We start from the raw sequence: 17457 nt of genomic DNA on the forward strand, positions 1-17457 counted from the left end.
AAAAACAGCCCCTCAAGAGGGGCTGAAATGGTAGATTAGAACGACGTACGTTTGTAACGACGATAGACTGGTTGCCAGAAACTACTTTCAATGGCTTCTTCCAATGCTTCGTCTGTGATTTCTAGCGCAACCCCTTGTTCAATCGCTTTCTTACCGACAGCAAAGGCGATCTTCTTCGATACTGAGTGGATTGCTTCCAGTGGCGGCAGAAGTGCTCCTTGACCATTAATCGCCAGCGGAGAGCAAGTAGCCAGAGCACGACTTGACTCCATTAGCATCTCGTCAGTCACGCGTTTGGCTTGAACTGCCAAAACACCAAGGCCAATACCTGGGAAGATGTAGCTGTTGTTACATTGCGCGATTGGATATGTCTTACCTTCGTGAACAACCGGATCAAATGGGCTGCCTGTAGCGACCAAAGCTTCACCATTTGTCCAGCGAATGATGTCGTTTGGTGTCGCTTCCACTCGGCTTGTTGGGTTTGAGAGTGGGAACACGATTGGACGCGGACAATGCTTGTGCATCTCTTTAATCACTTCCTCACTGAACAAACCCGGTGCGCCAGATACGCCAACAAGTACAGTCGGCTTAGCGTTACGCATTACATCCAGCAGCGAGTAACCGTTGCTGTCCGATTGCCAATCAGTGGTATTGCTGTGCTTTTGAACTAAGCGCTGTTGGAAATCAAGCAAGTTTGGCATGCCTTCTTGCAGTAGACCCCAGCGATCGACCATGAAGACTTGCGAGCGTGCCTGCTCATCAGAGATACCTTCCGATACCATTTGAGCGATGATCGCTTCAGCAATACCACAACCCGCAGAGCCTGCACCTAAGAAGGTGACACGCTGCTCAGACAATTTACTTCCCGCCGCCTGACATGCTGCAAGCAAAGAGCCTACAGTAACCGCGGCCGTACCTTGAATGTCATCATTAAAACAACACACGCGATCTTTGTAACGCTCAAGCAATGGCATGGCGTTTTTCTGTGCGAAATCTTCAAACTGAATCAGTGCATCTGGCCAACGGCGTTGAACGGCCTGCATAAATTCTTCAACAAACGCGTCGTACTCAGCGCCCGTGATACGTGGATGACGCCAGCCCATGTACATAGGATCCGCCAAACGTTGCGGGTTATTAGTACCCACATCCAACACGATTGGTAGAGTGTAAGCGGGGCTGATACCGCCACACGCGGTGTACAGTGCCAACTTACCGATAGGAATGCCCATGCCACCGATACCCTGATCGCCTAGACCTAAGATACGTTCACCATCGGTAACTACGATAACTTTAACATTGTGGTTCGAGGCATTATTAAGAATGTCATCGATTCGATCGCGGTTAGCGTAAGAGACAAATAGACCGCGTCCGCGTCGGTAAATGTTTGAGAAGTTTTCACATGCAGCACCGACCGTCGGTGTATAGATGATCGGCATCATCTCTGACACGTGGTTTTGCACCAAGCGGTAGAACAAGGTCTCGTTGGTGTCTTGAATGTTACGCAAGTAAATGTGTTTATCCATATCGCTTTCGAAGTTGCAATACTGCTGGTAAGCACGTTCTACTTGCTCTTGAATGGTCTCGGTGTTTTCAGGCAACAGACCTTCAAGGTTAAAAGATTTTCTTTCCTGCGCGGTAAATGCACTGCCTTTGTTGAGCAACGGCGTACTTAATAGTGCTGGACCAGCGTAAGGAATGTATAAAGGGCGTTTATCGTTATTCATCACTTGCCTTTAAGTAGGGTAGAGGGGCCATTAGACCTTAGGAACTAGGAACCTAAAAATGATAGGGATTCACCGGCGTATTGTAAACTGATATTCCTGCAAATAGGCGTGGATTCAAGATATACTTCACGACCCACTTGATTACACGATACCCAGCATGAACGACCTACCTATCAATAGCATCAAATCGACGTTTTTGACTCAGCTAAAGTCTCACGATCTTATTGTAGAAGCGGAAACAGGCTCGGGGAAATCAACATGTTTACCCTTGTGGGCAGCGGAGAGTGGTCGAGTATTAGTGGTGGAACCAAGACGCATCGCGTGCACATCGCTGGCCCAGTTTCTTGCCGAGCAAAAAGGTGAACCTCTTGGTAAAAGCGTAGGCTACGCGATCAAATTGGAAAATCGCTGTGATGATCATACTCAAGTGGTGTTTGTGACGCCGGGGGTGGCACTGCGCTGGTTCGCGGAGAATCAGCTGAGCCACTTCGATACGATAATAGTCGATGAGTTCCACGAAAGGCGCTGGGATACCGACTTGTTGGTTGCTTTGTTAAAGCACAAGCCTCGCCATCGCGTTGTGGTTACCTCGGCAACCATAGAAGGAGCAAAGTTGGCCCGCTACTTAGGCGCCGAGCGCCTCCAAGCCAATGGACGAACCTTCTCCGTCGAAATACATCATCGAGCAACAGACACTCGTCAACTGCCAGATGCTCGTCACCTTGAGCAAAGAGTGAAGGCTGAGGTTGAGCAGCTACTCGGCTTAGATGGAGACATATTGGTTTTTTTGCCAGGGCGTAAGGAAATCAGCCAATGTCAAGCGGCGCTCTCTTCGCTCGATGTACTAGTGACGCCGTTGCATGCGTCGGTGACTGACGAGCAGCGTCAACTTGCTCTAAATAGCCAGCCCCAGAAAAAGGTCGTGCTGGCCACCAATGTGGCGGAGACGTCGTTAACCATTCCGAATGTTGTGGCAGTTGTGGATACTGGCTTAGAGAGAAGAACGGAGCAGCGTAATGGACGCACGACTTTAAGCTTGAAGCACATCTCTAAAGCGAGTGCGAAACAGCGCAGTGGTCGAGCCGGGCGTGTGATGGACGGCGTTTGTATTCGACTCTACGGTGAGCATGCAGCGTTGGCAGAAGTGACGCCCCCAGAACTTCATCGTGAATCCTTGACTGAAGCTATGTTGGCATCGGCAAGCTGCGGAGCTGCGCTTAGCCAATTATCTTTTCTGGAAAGTCTGCCTGACAAATCCGTCAAGCAAGCGACAGAGATATTGGCTGCGATGGAGGCGATTGATGACAGTGGTTTAGCAACGGAACATGGCAAACGCATCTACCCACTGCCTATTGATGCGCTTTACGCTGATTTAGTCACACGTATGCCGAGCAAAGCCCTTAAAGAAGCAATGGTGGATCTCACGGCGGTTCTTGCGACCCCCGCTAGTTTATATCGCCTTTCGAGCAATGAAGAGCAGTTAGAGAAGTTGGGCCAAGAAGAGCCTATGGGTTGTGATGGGCAACTGGCGATTCGCTTACTTCGCGGTGAGAAACTGAGCGGCACTAATGTTGAACCGGAAGCGCTCAAAGAAGCGCAGGGGTTGGCAAAGCAGATGCGAGAAGTGTTTGAACTCCCTGAACTCAGTGTGGCGTCAAGGTTTGAACATCGACAATTAGTCGAGGCGATTGCACGACTGCACCCTCAGTTGATTTTTGTTCGCAGAGAGCGCCGACAAGAGGCGTTAGGCAACGGTGAGATTGAAGTGTTGCTTGGGCGTAACTCTAGGCTCAAATCCAAGAGCCAAGCCGCGGTGGTACTGGATACCCATAGTTTGCCTGGGCGCGGAGTTAAACAGACCATGACATTAGCGACGTTCACTATGCCGTTTGAACTAAATAGGCTAGAGGCGTGTGGTCTTGGAGAGTGGCGTCAAGGGGATGTAGTGAGTGTCAATGACGATGCTTTTTTACAGCTTGAACTTGTGTACGCGGGACGTATTGTCGCAACTAAGCAGCAGACGGCGGAAGGCGAGTTTGCCATTAAGCCTTTGCTAGAGGCCGTGAAGGAAGGGCGTTACTTGCCTGGGTTTGCTCAGCAACGCCACAATCAAATTGAGCATTGGAAGCTCTATGTCGCACTGGGCTTAGCCGAGAAGACGGATGTGAATACGGCGCTCGATTTTGACTCTTGGTTTAGTGAACAATTAGCCATGTTGGAGCTAACCGAGCCGTCTGAGCTGGAGCTGTTTAGCGCAGAGGATTTCGAGTTTGAAGGAATTCCTTATTGGGAATATGACGATTTTGCCCAAACATACCCATTTGATTTAGCGCTGGGTGATCTTAATTTGACGGTCGAGTATCTCTCTGACAAGAAGCTTGTTTATGTTGTTTATAAAAGTGGTTTACGTAAAGTAGACCCAAAACGTTGGGAGCTACCGAAATGGAAGGGCTGGCGCGTTCAGTACAAAAAGGCGAGTCGTATTATCGACGTGCGTTAGGCGTTTGAAATTATTTCGTGGGCAAAATATTAAGCAACTGGATTCTTATATATTTAGATTGTACATACCTTGTTACAAGCTTGGTTTTTATATAGCTTTTTTAAACGGAGCGGGGGTATAAAAGACCATTGTTTTATATCCTATTGCTATATCAAACGGTTTGATAGATATTTAGAACACTGTGTTGCCGTTATTACGGGGGATGATATGGAGCATCAGGGCAAGACAAGTGTTGTGTTCGACTATACTTCTTTTCTCGGAGCCTCGTGCAGTAAGAAATGGACATTCTTAGAAGCGATGAGCACCTTCGCGCCGATCTTTAGTTTGGCGTGGAAAAACACCATAAAAGAGACGGTATCAGTAGAAGACCGCTTGTGGGAACAAGCATTAAAGTCGCTGTCTGCGAGTCGCAGTGATGAAGTGAACATAGTGACATTAGTTCATCTCGCGAAGAGCGAGGGCATCCATAAAATTAAGCTGGTTATGCCCTATGAGTTGGATAACGAGCAGCTAGAGCGCATGAGTCACCGTTCACACTCGAATATTGAACGTTTACAGCAAGACGAATTCATGATTACTTTGTAAAGGCCTCAATTGAGGCCTTTTTTATTTGTTTAATACTTTCAATAGCTCACACATAAGCCATTAAATTGCCGCTATATTTACACAGTGAGCAGGTAACATAGTTTGTTACTTGGCTGTGTAATCTAGAGAGGTGACAATGGACGTGAAATACCTTCGCTTTTTCTCATCAATACTCGTTGCGGCGTCTTGCTCTACTTTCGCTCAATCCGATTTGTCTACTCAAGGCTTAAACCATGAGTATGCCTACGCGCAATTGAGTGCGGGCTCTTTGAATGAAAATATTGGTGTGAACAGTGACATTACGGCGTTTGCAGTGGGGGGTAACTATCAGTTTAAATCGGACTTTTTTGTTGGTCTTGATTACGAAGCGCGTTTTGTCCACCCAGACGACGTGACCACTGAAATCTATACGCTTTTACCTGGTGCATTCTACCGTTTAGCCGTTCATCAAGGGCTAGATTTTATCGCGGGGGCGAAAACGGGGTTATTGTGGGTAAACCAAACCAACGATGAAACGGATAAGACGATTTCTAAAGACAACCGCTTTATTTGGGGTGGGCATGCTGCGCTGAGATATCGATTGAATACGCGCTGGGACTTAGAAGCGGAGGCAGAGTTTTTACGCAGTGATGTATTGGATGAAGAAATTTATACGCTAAAAGCAGACTACTACCTTACTCCGAGGATCAGTTTAGGCGGATTCTACAAACATCGGGAGCAAGATTCTGCCACCGCCAATGAAGGTGGAATTGGTATGCAATTTTACTACTAGAGCCTGTCGAGTCTCTTTCTAGAATTAAAAAAGCCAGCGTTAGGCTGGCTTTTTAACATTTCGACTTAACGAGGTCAGTTATAACACTGCCGCGATGCCTTTACATAGCGGTAGCATGTTTGCTTTTGTCATACCCGCAACACTGATACGGCCTGATCCAACAATGTAGATAGCGAATTCGTCTTTTAGACGGTTGACTTGCTCTTTGCTCAGACCAGAGAAAGAGAACATCCCGTTTTGGCGTTCGATGAAGCTAAAGTCTGCGTCGACACCTTGCTCTTTTAGCGTGGTTACGAATAGTTCGCGCATATCTTGGATACGGTCGCGCATCTCTTTTACTTCTGCTTCCCATTCCGCACGTAGCTCAGCGTTGTTCAGAATATGAGTTACCACTGCGCTGCCGTGTGCTGGTGGGTTCGAGTAAATAGAGCGGATGATGGCTTTTACTTGAGAAAACGCCGTTGTTGCAACTTCTTCAGACTGAGCAACCAGAGTGAATGCACCGACACGTTCGTTGTACAGGCCAAAGTTCTTAGAGAACGAGCTTGCAACTAAAATTTCTTGGTTGTACTGAGCAAAAATACGTAGACCTTGAGCGTCTTCTTCTACGCCTTTAGCAAAACCTTGATAAGCAAAGTCAAACAGAGGGAGTAGCTTCTTGTCAGCGACCAGCTTAGCTAACACTTCCCATTCTTCAGCGGTAGGGTCGATACCCGTTGGGTTATGACAGCAGCCGTGAAGAAGTACGATGTCACCTTCTGACGCTTTTTCTAGATCCGCGACCATCGCTGCGAAATCTTTGTCTTTGGTTTCTGCATTGTAGTAGCTGTATTGCGCTGTCTCGATACCTGCTGCGGTAAATACACCATTGTGGTTCGCCCAGGTTGGGTTACTGATCCAAATCTTTGCACCACCCAGTTGGCGTTTAATGAATTCACCAGCGACGCGAAGTGCACCTGTACCACCGGGTGCTTGTGCGGTTTTTGCCAGTTTATTAGTTACGATGTCTGAATCTGCGCCAAACAACAGTTTTTGCACAGCTAGACCGTATTCTGCGGTACCTTCAATTGTTAAATAAGACTTAGTTTTCTCTGTCTCGATCAGAGCAGCCTCTGCTTTCTTAACTGTAGCGAGTACAGGCGTTTCACCTTGCTCATTTTTGTAAATACCAACGCCAAGGTTGATTTTCTCTGCACGAGCGTCTTTTTTAAACTCTTCAGTAAGGCCAAGAATAGGATCTGCCGGGGCGGCTACTACTTTTTCAAACATTTTGATCATCCGTGTTAGTCGAAGTGGGTCTAAGGCTATTTATACCTCTCTCCCAGACTCGGTACAACCGTTAAGGGGAACAAAAGTAAACAAAATTTATATTTCGATGGCAAATATATTGAGTGGAGTGTTTTTGTTGGTTTCAACCTAGCGGTAAAGGATTACTTTTGAGAATTAGCTCGCTCTTATAAAGAAAAAGCGCCCTAAACCTTTGGGCGCTTTAAACGATGTGCTAGTGGAGGCTAAGAGGCTTTATTTAGCTCCATTTCGTTCTCTTTTCTTTCCATTTCACGGTATTTATCAGCAATAGCGACGAACTGATCTTCAATTGCGACAAAAGCGTCAACTAACTCTGGGTCAAAGTGGGTACCGTTGCCTTCTAAAATGATCGACTTTGCTTTCTCATGACTGAAGGCTTTTTTATACACGCGCTCGGAAATTAGCGCGTCGTACACATCCGCTAGCGCCATCAATCGTCCAGAAAGAGGGATCTCATCACCAACCAGCTGATTTGGGTAACCCGTTCCGTTCCACTTTTCGTGGTGGGTGAGGGCAATCTCTTTTGCTAACTGAAGAAAACTGTTACTGCCGAGTTGTTTTTCTGCCATCGAAAGGGCTTTAGCCCCAATCTCTGGATGGCCTTTCATGATCTCAAACTCTTCGTCAGTGAGTTTCCCCGGCTTAAGAAGGATGTTGTCTGGAATCCCCACTTTACCTACGTCGTGAAGAGGCGCTGATTTGTACAACAGCTCAATATACTCAGGAGTAAGTAACGCTTTATGATGATCAAATTGACTTAAGTGATTCGCCAGCGCTCGAATATATTCTTGGGTACGCAGAATATGCGCGCCGGTTTCGTTATCACGTGATTCCGCCAGAGCGGAAAGACTAATTATGGCGACATCACGAGTGGTTTTTACTTCTTCTTTGCTCGATTCAAGACTATCCAACATTTCATTGGTCAGAGATGCCATTGAGCCTAGCTCATCATGTTCAAAAATCGGCAGGCGAGTGCTGGTATTACCTTTGGTCACTTCGACTAGAGAGCACTCTTGCGCGAGGAGGATCTTACGCATCACTTTTGACCACAATACCATGATGGTGATCGCGTAACCGCCGAGCACCACTGCAATGTAGATAAACTCCTTGATCACACTGACCTTTCCGGTGCCATCGAGTACGCGATCAGGGTTGTGCTCCAACCAGAAAATGTCTTTTACTGCAATCATCGCCAGCATAGTGGTTAAGGTGACAAGCAATAGGCTAACCATCAAAATCATCTGCTTGACCATTGACTGGCGTTCACCATTGAGTTGAAAGTTGTAACCCTTATGTTGTGCTAGCGACTCGAAGTGTTCTAGCTTGGTCACAAGCTGCAATATTAAACCAGTAAAGAAGCCAAACAACGTCATACCAAACAACACTTTAAGGTTGCTGTCGAGTGGAAATTCGTATTGAAGGTTGTAAAACAAGGCAAGAGGAATACTGCCTAGGAAGAAAAGCGTAGCATCAAGGCGCGCTAAGCGGTTTTCCTGCACCAGCGAGTGGTTTCTCAGTAAAAAATGTCGAAACAAGAAAATAATCACGTAGGTAAAGGATACGTGGAAAAGGATCTGACCAGCGGTGAGCGTTTCCAACATCGGACACACGCGACCACCGTATGTGCCAAAGATTAGCGCTGCAACGGCATAGAGTTTTAACGTCAGCGACGCGTTGTAGTTAGAATTCACCATCATCTAGCCCTTTACGTTTTTGTCTAACCCACGAGGTAATTTTAGACATACATTTTCTTTACTGATAAAAGACCCGAAATGATATCTTTAAATTTCGTAATTGAACACAAATTTACAACATTAGTACTAGTGAAGGGTTAAGCTTTAAGCAGTATAAGAAATGGCGAGTCCATGATTAAAAAGAAAGCTGATTGCGACTAGCAACAATCAGCTTTGTTATCAGTTTGAAACTATTACTTTTTCAGATTGATTTCTGATTCACGCGCCTGAGTTTCTATGTCAGGGTTTGAGCCTAGCTTTCCTTTTGCCCAGTCATTTACATGTGACAAAATGGCTTTAAGTGCGTGTTTTTGCGTTGGCGCTTCGCCTTCAGTTAGCTCGATGTCCTGTTTTGGGTGAGAGCCAGTAGCATCTTCGGCAATGTGTAACCAGTCTGGGTGCCAGTAATAAGGCTGACCAGATGGAGAGATCCAGCTGTGTACTCCATTGCTCTCACCTTTATATTCAATATGAGATTCATCGTATTTTTTCATTCTCGTTATCCAATCAGTAAGGTTGTTTAGTTCACTATTGAGTGATAAATGTAACAAAGGTTTAAATATTTGATGTGACGCCGATCGACAAACAGAGTGCGTTATAAGGTTTCTATACCAGTTTCGTGCTGTAGCACTGACTTTGCATAAAGTTGTGTTATGTTTGCCTAGATTGATGAGAGGGAAGTATGAATCGCTATCAACAACTGGCAAATGATATTAAGCAGCAGATTGAAAACAACACTTGGCGAGCAGGGGAGAAGATCCCTTCAGTAAGGATGTCCAGCCGCAATTATTCGGTAAGTGCCGCCACTGTTTTACAAGCGTATCAACTACTTGAGTCAGAAGGTTGGTTAACCGCAAAACCACAATCTGGGTACTTTGTTACCGCAGTAATTGAAAGAGGAACACAAGCAGTTGCTCCTGATATTCGTCTTGCCTATAACGATGAATTGTGCGAGTTTCTCCACAGTAATATGGAGGCCCGCACTTCTTTCGGCTCTCCGTTACCCGATCCTCAACTCTATCCGTTTGAAACCTTGACCCGCCACCTTGCAAGTGCAGGGCGTAAGATGTCGTCCCAAAGCATTATCCAAGATATGCCACCCGGCAACGAAAGCTTACGACGATTAATTGCTCAACGTTATCTCAGTCAGGGGGTAAAAGTGTTGGCTGAGGACATCGTTATCACCTCAGGGGCGATGGAAGCACTGAACCTAAGTTTACAGGTGTCAACTCAAGCTGAAGATAGCATTGTCATTGAGAGTCCTGCTTTTTATGGTGCGATACAGGCTGCGAAGCGACACAACCTCAGTGTTAAAGAAGTCGCTATGGACCCGATGAATGGGCTTTGTCTATCAGAGCTTGAAAAATGCTTTTCTGAAGGTGTTAAAGCGTGCTGGTTGATGCCAAACTTTCATAATCCGACGGGGGTGACTCTCGATGATGAAACCAAACAGTCTATTGTTGAATTAGCGAACCGCTACCAAGTGACGTTAATCGAGGACGATGTCTATTCGGAACTCTATTTTGGTGAACAAAAGCCTAAACCACTTAAATATTGGGATGAAGAGGATCGCGTCTTGATGTGTGGATCTTTTTCTAAATCTCTTTGTCCCGGCTATCGTATTGGTTGGGTCGTTAATCGTTCACTCAGTGCCAAAGTTCAAAAGCAGCAGCTTATATCGACCTTGTCGGGCAGCTCTCCGATCCAGCAGGGGATTGCGCACTATCTTCAGTTTGAAAGCTACGACAGCCATCTACGTAAACTCAGACGTGAGTTAAGTACGCGCCAGCAGCTCTTGGTAGACAAACTTAAAGTAACACTTCCAGAGTCGTGCCAAATACATGCTCCTCAAGGGGGCTACTTTGTGTGGCTCGAATTTGATAAAGGGTTTGATACCTTTCCTTTGTTTGAGCAATTGAAGAAAGAGGGCATCTCAGTGGGCTATGGCAGCCTGTTTAGCACTCAACAGCAACACAAACACTGTTTGCGACTTAACGTTTCGTTTGAATGTATCGGTGATGTTGATGCTGCCATTTGTCGTCTTGCTGAGTTGGTTGCTCAGCGACATGAATAGCACTTTTAACTGATCGGTCTTTTTTCGCTCCAACTGTACTGGCGACTGTTTTTCATTTTATGTTCCAATGAACTCAATGAGTTAAGAGGGAAATAAGATGAAAAAGCAAAGCGCTAAACATGAGTTCAGATTGATTGGGATTGCCCTGTTCTGTGCCTTTTTATTGGTATTTGGTCATATTATCTTGGCTAAATCGTTCGCCGATTTGGCGTGGACGGAGTACACAGCAGCAGCGATCCCTTTTGTTATGTTTGGCTTATGTTGGATGAGCATTCGCTATGCGGCTAACGCCGATAACGATTCTTAGTCATCACTAGCCTTCAACTGAGGCTAGTCTCTGTTTAACGCGACTGGTCTTGGTTATTGAGGTGTTCAATGATGGCTCGTTTTGCATGATCTTGATTGGCTTTTTCTCCATCTTCAAGAGTCAGCATTTTTTTGCCATGCATCCCCGTCATATCTTCAGCTATGTGTAGCCAATCCGGGTGCCAATAGTAGGGTTGGTCACTATTAGGGTGGTCCCAACTGTGAACCCCTTGCTCGACACCGTTATAGGAAAGATCTTCTATTTTAAAGAGTGCCATCTTTTCTCCTCCTAAATTTGCCTTTCCTAATTACCATAGTGCTATCTTGGTCGAATTTCTAATCGTATATTTGGTAAGTAAGAAACCATTTAAAATTAACGAGCGTAGGGAACTTTAGGCATAAAAAAACCTCCACGAATGTGGAGGTTTATCGATTCTAGAAGCGGTATTCTTGCTTAGAAGTTCGCAGAGCGAGGAGTACGTGGGAATGGAATAACGTCGCGAACGTTGCCCATGCCTGTTACGTAAGAAACTAGACGCTCGAAACCTAGGCCGAAACCAGCGTGTGGCACTGTACCGTATTTACGTAGGTCGCGGTACCAGTTCATGTGCTCAGGATCGATACCCACTTCGCGCATACGCTCATCTAGGATGTCTAGACGCTCTTCACGCTGAGAACCACCGATGATTTCACCGATGCCAGGTGCCAGTACATCCATCGCTGCTACCGTCTTACCATCATCGTTGGCACGCATGTAGAATGCTTTGATGTCTTTCGGGTAGTTCTTAACGATTACTGGTGCTTTAAAGTGCTCTTCCGCTAGGAAACGCTCGTGCTCAGAAGACATGTCGATGCCCCATTCTACTGGGAATTCGAACTCGCGACCTGAATCTAGCAGGATCTGAATTGCGTCTGTGTAATCCACTTGTGCGAAATCAGAAGAGACAAACTGCTCTAGACGAGTGATAGCTTGCTTGTCGATGCGCTGTGCGAAGAACTCAAGGTCGTCACGACACTCTTCAAGAACTGCTTTAAATACGAACTTAAGCATATCTTCAGATAGCTTAGCGATGTCGTTTAGATCCGCGAATGCAACTTCAGGCTCAACCATCCAGAATTCCGCTAGGTGGCGGCTGGTGTTTGAGTTCTCAGCACGGAACGTAGGACCAAACGTGTAAACTTTGCTTAGCGCACAAGCATAAGCTTCCGCGTTTAGCTGGCCAGATACCGTTAGGAAGGTCTCTTTACCGAAGAAGTCTTCGTTGTAATCAACGTCGCCTTTGTCTGTACGAGGTAGGTTTTCCATATCTAGTGTCGAAACACGGAACATTTCACCAGCACCTTCTGCATCAGAAGCGGTGATCAGTGGCGCAGATACCCAGAAGAAACCTTGCTCGTGGTAGAAGCGGTGGATCGCTTGAGACAGACAGTTACGAACACGTGCAACCGCACCGATTACGTTAGTGCGTGGACGTAAGTGTGCAACTTCACGAAGGTATTCGATAGAGTGACGAGTCTTCGCCATTGGGTAGGTTTCAGCGTCTTCCACCCAACCAACAACTTTAACGTCAGTAGCAGCTAGTTCAAAATCTTGACCTTTTGCTGGAGACTCAACAATCTTACCTGTTACTTCAACAGAGCAGCCAGTCGTTAGCTTTAGCACTTCGTTTTCGTAATTATTAAGATTATTAGGGACCACGGCCTGAATCGGGTCGAAACAAGAGCCGTCATAAATGGCAAGGAAAGAGATTCCAGCTTTGGAATCACGACGCGAACGGATCCAGCCACGAACAGTAACTTCACTGTCTACTGCTAGCTGACCTTTCAAAACGTCTGATACAGGCGCGTAAGTCATGTTTTCAATATTCTCCATTGAGGTAAAAATTCAACCCAATGCTTTCAACTCACCAATTAATCATGAGCAAACATTGGGTTGGATAGAATTCTTAAGATTCAATGGAACATATTACCCTTCAAATATTATGCTTCAACCTTTATTCTCAATTAGTCGAACAAAAAGTATCCGGAAACGCTTATTTCTTGGTTGAAAGGGCGAATTGATCGAGTAATGCCTCTAAATGCTCCGATAACTGTTCAAGATTCATACTGATGTCACGAGTTGTGGTTGCTGATTCTGCAGTGTCATTGGCATGTCGGGTTATAACTTGGACTTTACCCTCTACCTGTTGACTTAAATCTGAGGTACTGCTGGTTTGCTGTTGAATGCTATTAGCGTGTGCAAGAGCTTGCTGCATTTCTTGTACCACTTCAGACATTGCTTGTGACAACGCTTCAATTTCAGAAGAGCGTCTGTGAGCGGTTTCACACACGCCATCGACTGAAGAAAGTGACGCTTCACTGTCATGTTGGAATTGGGCGATGATCGATTCAATGCTACCAGTCGCTTCAGAAGTTCGGCTTGCTAATTGGCGAACCTCATCGGCGACCACGGCAAACCCTCTACCTTGATCACCCGCGCGAGCAGCTTCTATTGCGGCGTTGAGTGCCAATAAATTGGTTTGCTCTGCAACCCCTTTAATCACTTCCAGAATTGAAGATACTTCGCTGGTTTGATCATTCAGTTCAACGATGCTTTGTTTGACGGTTTCGATATCGGTAACCAAGTGTTTGATTTCGTCACTCGCATTGTGGGCTTGCAGGGCACTTTGCTCCGCGATGCTGGTGGTGTGCTTAATCAATGACGATGCATCTTCCGTTGCTTGTTCAATCTGAACTTGCTGCGCTTGCATTCGTTCGATGTTAGCTTGAACATCGGCAGTCTCATGTTGCTGGTTGATGGCGGCGTCATCAGTAACTTGAGCGACTTGGGTTAACTCAGTAGCACTGCTTGCCACTTGGTGTGAAGTGGATTGCACCTGTTTTAAACTTGTGTTGACCGTATCCATAAAGGAGTTTATTGCTCCCGATAGTTGGCCAATTTCGTCCTTTTGCTGATTATTGAGCCTTTGGCTGAGATCCTTGGTTTTACTCACACTCTGCATAAAGCCTGATGTCGTTTGAATAGGGCGAACAATGATCTTGCGGATCAGGGCCAAGGTCACCAAGAAGCCGACCAAACCAAAGGCAGACATGATCGCCAGCCCAATTAGGGTTCGCTGGCTGATCATCTGGTTTACGTGAGATAAGTTGTACTCTAATCGAATCGCCCCGAGTACTTCACCTTCTGGTGCCATGTGACAGGCGACACAGTTTGTTCCGCGATAATCCTCGCTCGATTTCATTGGCAGGGCGACAACAATACCGTCCCCCCAATCTGCGTTAATAGGTTCGATAACCAGCTCGCCAGCCAAAGCTCGTTGATCAATGTCATCTTGAGGAGCTTGGTTATCCTGACCTGGGCCATAGAGCTTGCTCACGGCTTCAGCACGCAATACGCGAACTTGTTCAATTCCATCTTGGGCAAGTGCTTTTTGTCGCAAGGTTTCTTTCTGTGCCATGGTGCCAGTTAGCATCATCATATTGAGGCTGTCGAAATAGTTACTGGCCTTGTCGTGCAGTTGCTCACTCAATACTGAGTTGAGCAACTCTCTTTGTTGAAGGTACTGGTAGGTTGTTGATGCTATCAACACCAAACCAAACACACTGACCAGAGTTATTAACAGTTTTGTTGTTATTGTTAGGCGCATTATTGGATAAATATCATTGTTATAAGAATAGACGTGCACATGATCTACGATATAAAACCTGAGTTAAAGTAGGGGATTTGCGTATTGTGACTGCGGTAAGTGTGAGTGTGATGTAAATGTGATGTGAGTGATGTGTAATCAATTTATTGGCGTAGCGCCAATTTTTCGTCCTACTGGAGTGGCTGAGCGAGGTCCTGGTTTTAGAGGCTGCCGGCGCGTATTTTGCCAAATAGGAAAATCATATTGATGGATGTTTAAGCAGTTGGATTATTCACCATTGCAATCGAACCTATGATGGCTAATATGAACTGTCCCATGTTGGGACGGCAGCAGAGGATTTGCTGTTTTCTATCAACGGATTGTCTAGCTGTATTGGACATAACCATGATTTTCAAAATCACATCACCAATTATCGAACCGACGGAAGGTTCGCCCCACAGTACTACTCGTAACCTGATTGCTGTTATTCTTCAACCTCGCTATTTCTCTTCGCTTTTCTCCAGAGCTTTCTTCTTTAAAGCCCGCTATTCGTATTGTTTTTGATTGTTAGCCATCGCGCTAGGCACGCGCACATCTATTCAACATTCACAAACTAGATACGACATTATGAATACTAAACTCTTAGGGAGTTCCCTAATTATTTCCGGTACCGCACTGGGTGCTGGTATGCTTGCAATTCCAATGGTTTTGGCGCAGTTCGGTCTGTTGTTCGGAACCTTACTGATGATTTTTATCTGCTTCGGCACCACCTATGCTGCTCTATTATTGCTTGAAGCAACCATCAAGTCTGGGGGAGGGTTAGGTCTTAACTCAATCGCCCGTAAGACAATGGGCAAAGGTGGACAATTTTTTACTAACGCATTGCTCTACGCTTTGTTGATCTGCTTGTTAATGGCCTACATTCTTGGCGCTGCCGATTTAGTCAGTCAACTGACAGCCAATATGGGTATAGAGCTAACCGCTACCCAGAGCCAAGTTGCATTTACGCTGCTAGCGGGTCTGGTGATCGCTGGAGGAACGGGCATCATCGATAAACTGAACCGTGGACTGTTCTTTATCATGATTGCGTGCCTTGCTCTGACCTTAACGTTCTTACTTCCTGATTTTAGCGCGGACAATTTGGTTCGTGTTACCAATCACGATCATATTGAATTGATTAAAACCAGCGCAGTGTTGTTCACTAGTTTTGGTTTTATGGTCGTTATCCCATCTTTAGTGGCGTACAACCAAGAAGCGACTGATCGACAGTTGAGAAATATGGTGATCTTAGGTTCTATCATTCCTTTGGCTTGTTACTTGTGTTGGCTCTTTGCTGTAGTTGGTAATTTGAACCCTCAGCAGCTAGGTCAGCTACAAGGAGTCGGAGATTTGATTGCGGCGTTTGAGCACCATTCGAGTTGGATTGGCAGTCTACTTTCTGTGTTTACAGGGCTGGCGTTGTTGACCTCATTTTTTGGTGTCGCAATGTCGCTATTCAACCAAAATAAAGACATGTTCAATCAGAACAGAGCCGTGACATATGTCCTGACCTTCGTGTTACCTCTCGCAGGGTCGCTATTGGCAGCAGACAAATTCTTAGCGGTTCTGGGTTACGCAGGAATCATCTTAGTGTTTCTCGCTGTATTTGTACCGCTGGCTATGGTTTACAAACTACGCTCAGCGAACACTGAATCTGAACGCTACAGCGCTGAAGGCGGCTCCATCATGTTGTTGTTTTCCGGTCTGTTTGGAGTGTTTCTTCTTGCTTCGCAAATGATCTAAACAAAAAAGAGCCGCATAATTGCGGCTCTTTCTCTCTTCTTATTTAGCGCTCAATCAGTTCATTTCCTGATGCATTACCAGCAAAAAACTGCTCAATACTGTTGAGCGTTGTGGTGGCGATATTGTGTAATGCTTCATTAGTCAAAAATGCCTGATGACCTGTGAATAGTACGTTATGACAAGCAGATAGGCGACGGAATACATCGTCGACGATAATGTCGTTTGACTTGTCTTGGAAGAAAAGGTCTTTTTCATTGTCATAAACATCAAGACCAAGTGAGCCAATCTTACCTTTTTTCAACGCTTCGATTGCTGCGGCTGAATCCAATAACTTGCCGCGACTGGTGTTGATGATCATCACCCCATCTTTCATTTTGTTAAATGCCTGTTCGTTGAGGAGATGCTTGTTGTCTGCCGTGAGTGGGCAGTGGAGCGAGATAATATCTGCTTCGGCATACAGCTCATCCAGTGAACAGTACTTCGCGCCCAGCTCGAGCGCGTTAGGGTTTTCGTATGGGTCGAAGCAGAGAATATTCATGCCTAATCCTTTGAAAATACGCATCGCCGCGACACCAATTTTACCTGAACCAATCACGCCGATTGTCTTGCCATGGAAGTTGAAGCCAACCAGACCATCGAGCGAGAAGTTTGCATCTCGGGTGCGCTGATACGCCTTATGTAGACGGCGGTTAAGACACATCATCATCCCAACGGTATGTTCAGCAACGGCTTCTGGAGAATAGGCTGGAACACGTACAACTTGTAAGCCGAGTTCTCTTGCTGCCTCTAAATCGACTTTGTCGAAACCTGCGCAGCGCATAGCAATGAGCTTAACGCCATTTTCGGCTAATTTTACTAATACTGGACGAGATAAATTATCGTTAACGAAAGCGCACACGACTTCACTGCCGGCGGCCATTTGCGCGGTTTTTTCGTTCAAGCGGAAGTCGTGGAAATGAAACTCAAAGTTAGATTGGGATTTAGCTTTGTTGAAGGAGTTTTCGTCGTAGTTTTTTGTACTGAAGAAAGCGATGTTGAGCATAACTG

At 45.9% G+C, this 17457-nt stretch carries 14 protein-coding genes; 6 read left to right on the forward strand and 8 right to left on the reverse strand.

Going from position 1 to position 17457, the window contains the following annotated elements:
• Positions 1-35: 35 nt before the first annotated feature.
• Complete coding sequence (locus RH45_RS10310) at positions 36-1724, reverse strand: NAD-dependent malic enzyme (protein ID WP_008076780.1); 1689 nt, start codon at positions 1722-1724, stop codon at positions 36-38.
• A gap of 157 nt (positions 1725-1881) precedes the next feature.
• On the opposite strand from RH45_RS10310, the gene RH45_RS10315 reads away from it, so the two are divergent.
• From RH45_RS10315 to RH45_RS10325, 3 genes are all read left to right on the forward strand, one after another.
• Positions 1882-4224: a helicase-related protein gene (locus tag RH45_RS10315; RefSeq protein WP_008076781.1), complete on the forward strand. Its 2343-nt coding sequence runs from the start codon at positions 1882-1884 to the stop codon at positions 4222-4224.
• 207 nt (positions 4225-4431) lie between these two features.
• Positions 4432-4809: a hypothetical protein gene (locus RH45_RS10320; protein ID WP_008076782.1), complete on the forward strand. Its 378-nt coding sequence runs from the start codon at positions 4432-4434 to the stop codon at positions 4807-4809.
• Between the two features lie 136 nt (positions 4810-4945).
• Positions 4946-5581, forward strand: coding sequence for an outer membrane beta-barrel protein (locus RH45_RS10325; protein ID WP_008076783.1), 636 nt, complete (start codon positions 4946-4948; stop codon positions 5579-5581).
• A gap of 78 nt (positions 5582-5659) precedes the next feature.
• Here the strand turns inward: RH45_RS10325 and RH45_RS10330 are convergent, their stop codons facing one another.
• The 3 genes from RH45_RS10330 to RH45_RS10340 form a co-directional block, all read right to left on the reverse strand.
• A complete protein-coding gene (locus RH45_RS10330) occupies positions 5660-6850 on the reverse strand; it encodes an amino acid aminotransferase (protein ID WP_008076784.1) in 1191 nt (396 codons plus the stop codon).
• A 242-nt stretch (positions 6851-7092) separates the two neighbouring features.
• Entirely contained in the window at positions 7093-8583 is a 1491-nt protein-coding gene (locus RH45_RS10335) for an HD-GYP domain-containing protein (protein WP_008076785.1), read from the reverse strand.
• Positions 8584-8816: 233 nt separating this feature from the next.
• Positions 8817-9116 (reverse strand): hypothetical protein, encoded by a 300-nt coding sequence (locus RH45_RS10340; RefSeq protein ID WP_008076786.1) that lies wholly within the window; start codon positions 9114-9116, stop codon positions 8817-8819.
• A 188-nt stretch (positions 9117-9304) separates the two neighbouring features.
• Here RH45_RS10340 and RH45_RS10345 point away from each other — a divergent pair, with 188 nt between their 5' ends.
• Together RH45_RS10345 and RH45_RS10350 are read left to right on the forward strand one after the other, a co-directional pair.
• Positions 9305-10696: an aminotransferase-like domain-containing protein gene (locus RH45_RS10345; RefSeq protein ID WP_008076787.1), complete on the forward strand. Its 1392-nt coding sequence runs from the start codon at positions 9305-9307 to the stop codon at positions 10694-10696.
• Positions 10697-10793: 97 nt separating this feature from the next.
• Positions 10794-11003, forward strand: coding sequence for a hypothetical protein (locus RH45_RS10350; protein WP_008076788.1), 210 nt, complete (start codon positions 10794-10796; stop codon positions 11001-11003).
• 34 nt (positions 11004-11037) lie between these two features.
• Here RH45_RS10350 and RH45_RS10355 read toward each other — a convergent pair whose 3' ends face one another.
• From RH45_RS10355 to RH45_RS10365, 3 genes are all read right to left on the reverse strand, one after another.
• Entirely contained in the window at positions 11038-11280 is a 243-nt protein-coding gene (locus RH45_RS10355; protein ID WP_008076789.1) for a hypothetical protein, read from the reverse strand.
• A gap of 176 nt (positions 11281-11456) precedes the next feature.
• On the reverse strand, positions 11457-12857 hold the full coding sequence (gene asnS, locus RH45_RS10360; RefSeq protein WP_008076790.1) for an asparagine--tRNA ligase: 1401 nt from the start codon (positions 12855-12857) through the stop codon (positions 11457-11459).
• Between the two features lie 178 nt (positions 12858-13035).
• Positions 13036-14649 (reverse strand): methyl-accepting chemotaxis protein, encoded by a 1614-nt coding sequence (locus RH45_RS10365; protein ID WP_008076791.1) that lies wholly within the window; start codon positions 14647-14649, stop codon positions 13036-13038.
• 606 nt (positions 14650-15255) lie between these two features.
• Between RH45_RS10365 and RH45_RS10370 the strand changes: the two genes are divergently transcribed.
• Positions 15256-16410: an amino acid permease gene (locus RH45_RS10370; RefSeq protein WP_008076792.1), complete on the forward strand. Its 1155-nt coding sequence runs from the start codon at positions 15256-15258 to the stop codon at positions 16408-16410.
• Positions 16411-16453: 43 nt separating this feature from the next.
• Here RH45_RS10370 and RH45_RS10375 read toward each other — a convergent pair whose 3' ends face one another.
• A complete protein-coding gene (locus RH45_RS10375) occupies positions 16454-17452 on the reverse strand; it encodes a 2-hydroxyacid dehydrogenase (RefSeq protein ID WP_008076793.1) in 999 nt (332 codons plus the stop codon).
• Between the last annotated feature and the right edge of the window lie 5 nt (positions 17453-17457).

The sequence above is a fragment of the Vibrio sinaloensis DSM 21326 genome (assembly GCF_000189275.1).
Lineage (GTDB): Bacteria > Pseudomonadota > Gammaproteobacteria > Enterobacterales > Vibrionaceae > Vibrio > Vibrio sinaloensis.

What these genes read in the sequence shown, in the direction of transcription:
- RH45_RS10310 (WP_008076780.1), bottom strand. Translation starts at nt 1,724, where the DNA reads ATGAATAACGATAAACGCCCTTTATACATTCCTTACGCTGGTCCAGCA.
- RH45_RS10315 (WP_008076781.1), top strand. Translation starts at nt 1,882, where the DNA reads ATGAACGACCTACCTATCAATAGCATCAAATCGACGTTTTTGACTCAG.
- RH45_RS10320 (WP_008076782.1), top strand. Translation starts at nt 4,432, where the DNA reads ATGGAGCATCAGGGCAAGACAAGTGTTGTGTTCGACTATACTTCTTTT.
- RH45_RS10325 (WP_008076783.1), top strand. Translation starts at nt 4,946, where the DNA reads ATGGACGTGAAATACCTTCGCTTTTTCTCATCAATACTCGTTGCGGCG.
- RH45_RS10330 (WP_008076784.1), bottom strand. Translation starts at nt 6,850, where the DNA reads ATGTTTGAAAAAGTAGTAGCCGCCCCGGCAGATCCTATTCTTGGCCTT.
- RH45_RS10335 (WP_008076785.1), bottom strand. Translation starts at nt 8,583, where the DNA reads ATGGTGAATTCTAACTACAACGCGTCGCTGACGTTAAAACTCTATGCC.
- RH45_RS10340 (WP_008076786.1), bottom strand. Translation starts at nt 9,116, where the DNA reads ATGAAAAAATACGATGAATCTCATATTGAATATAAAGGTGAGAGCAAT.
- RH45_RS10345 (WP_008076787.1), top strand. Translation starts at nt 9,305, where the DNA reads ATGAATCGCTATCAACAACTGGCAAATGATATTAAGCAGCAGATTGAA.
- RH45_RS10350 (WP_008076788.1), top strand. Translation starts at nt 10,794, where the DNA reads ATGAAAAAGCAAAGCGCTAAACATGAGTTCAGATTGATTGGGATTGCC.
- RH45_RS10355 (WP_008076789.1), bottom strand. Translation starts at nt 11,280, where the DNA reads ATGGCACTCTTTAAAATAGAAGATCTTTCCTATAACGGTGTCGAGCAA.
- asnS (WP_008076790.1), bottom strand. Translation starts at nt 12,857, where the DNA reads ATGACTTACGCGCCTGTATCAGACGTTTTGAAAGGTCAGCTAGCAGTA.
- RH45_RS10365 (WP_008076791.1), bottom strand. Translation starts at nt 14,649, where the DNA reads ATGCGCCTAACAATAACAACAAAACTGTTAATAACTCTGGTCAGTGTG.
- RH45_RS10370 (WP_008076792.1), top strand. Translation starts at nt 15,256, where the DNA reads ATGAATACTAAACTCTTAGGGAGTTCCCTAATTATTTCCGGTACCGCA.
- RH45_RS10375 (WP_008076793.1), bottom strand. Translation starts at nt 17,452, where the DNA reads ATGCTCAACATCGCTTTCTTCAGTACAAAAAACTACGACGAAAACTCC.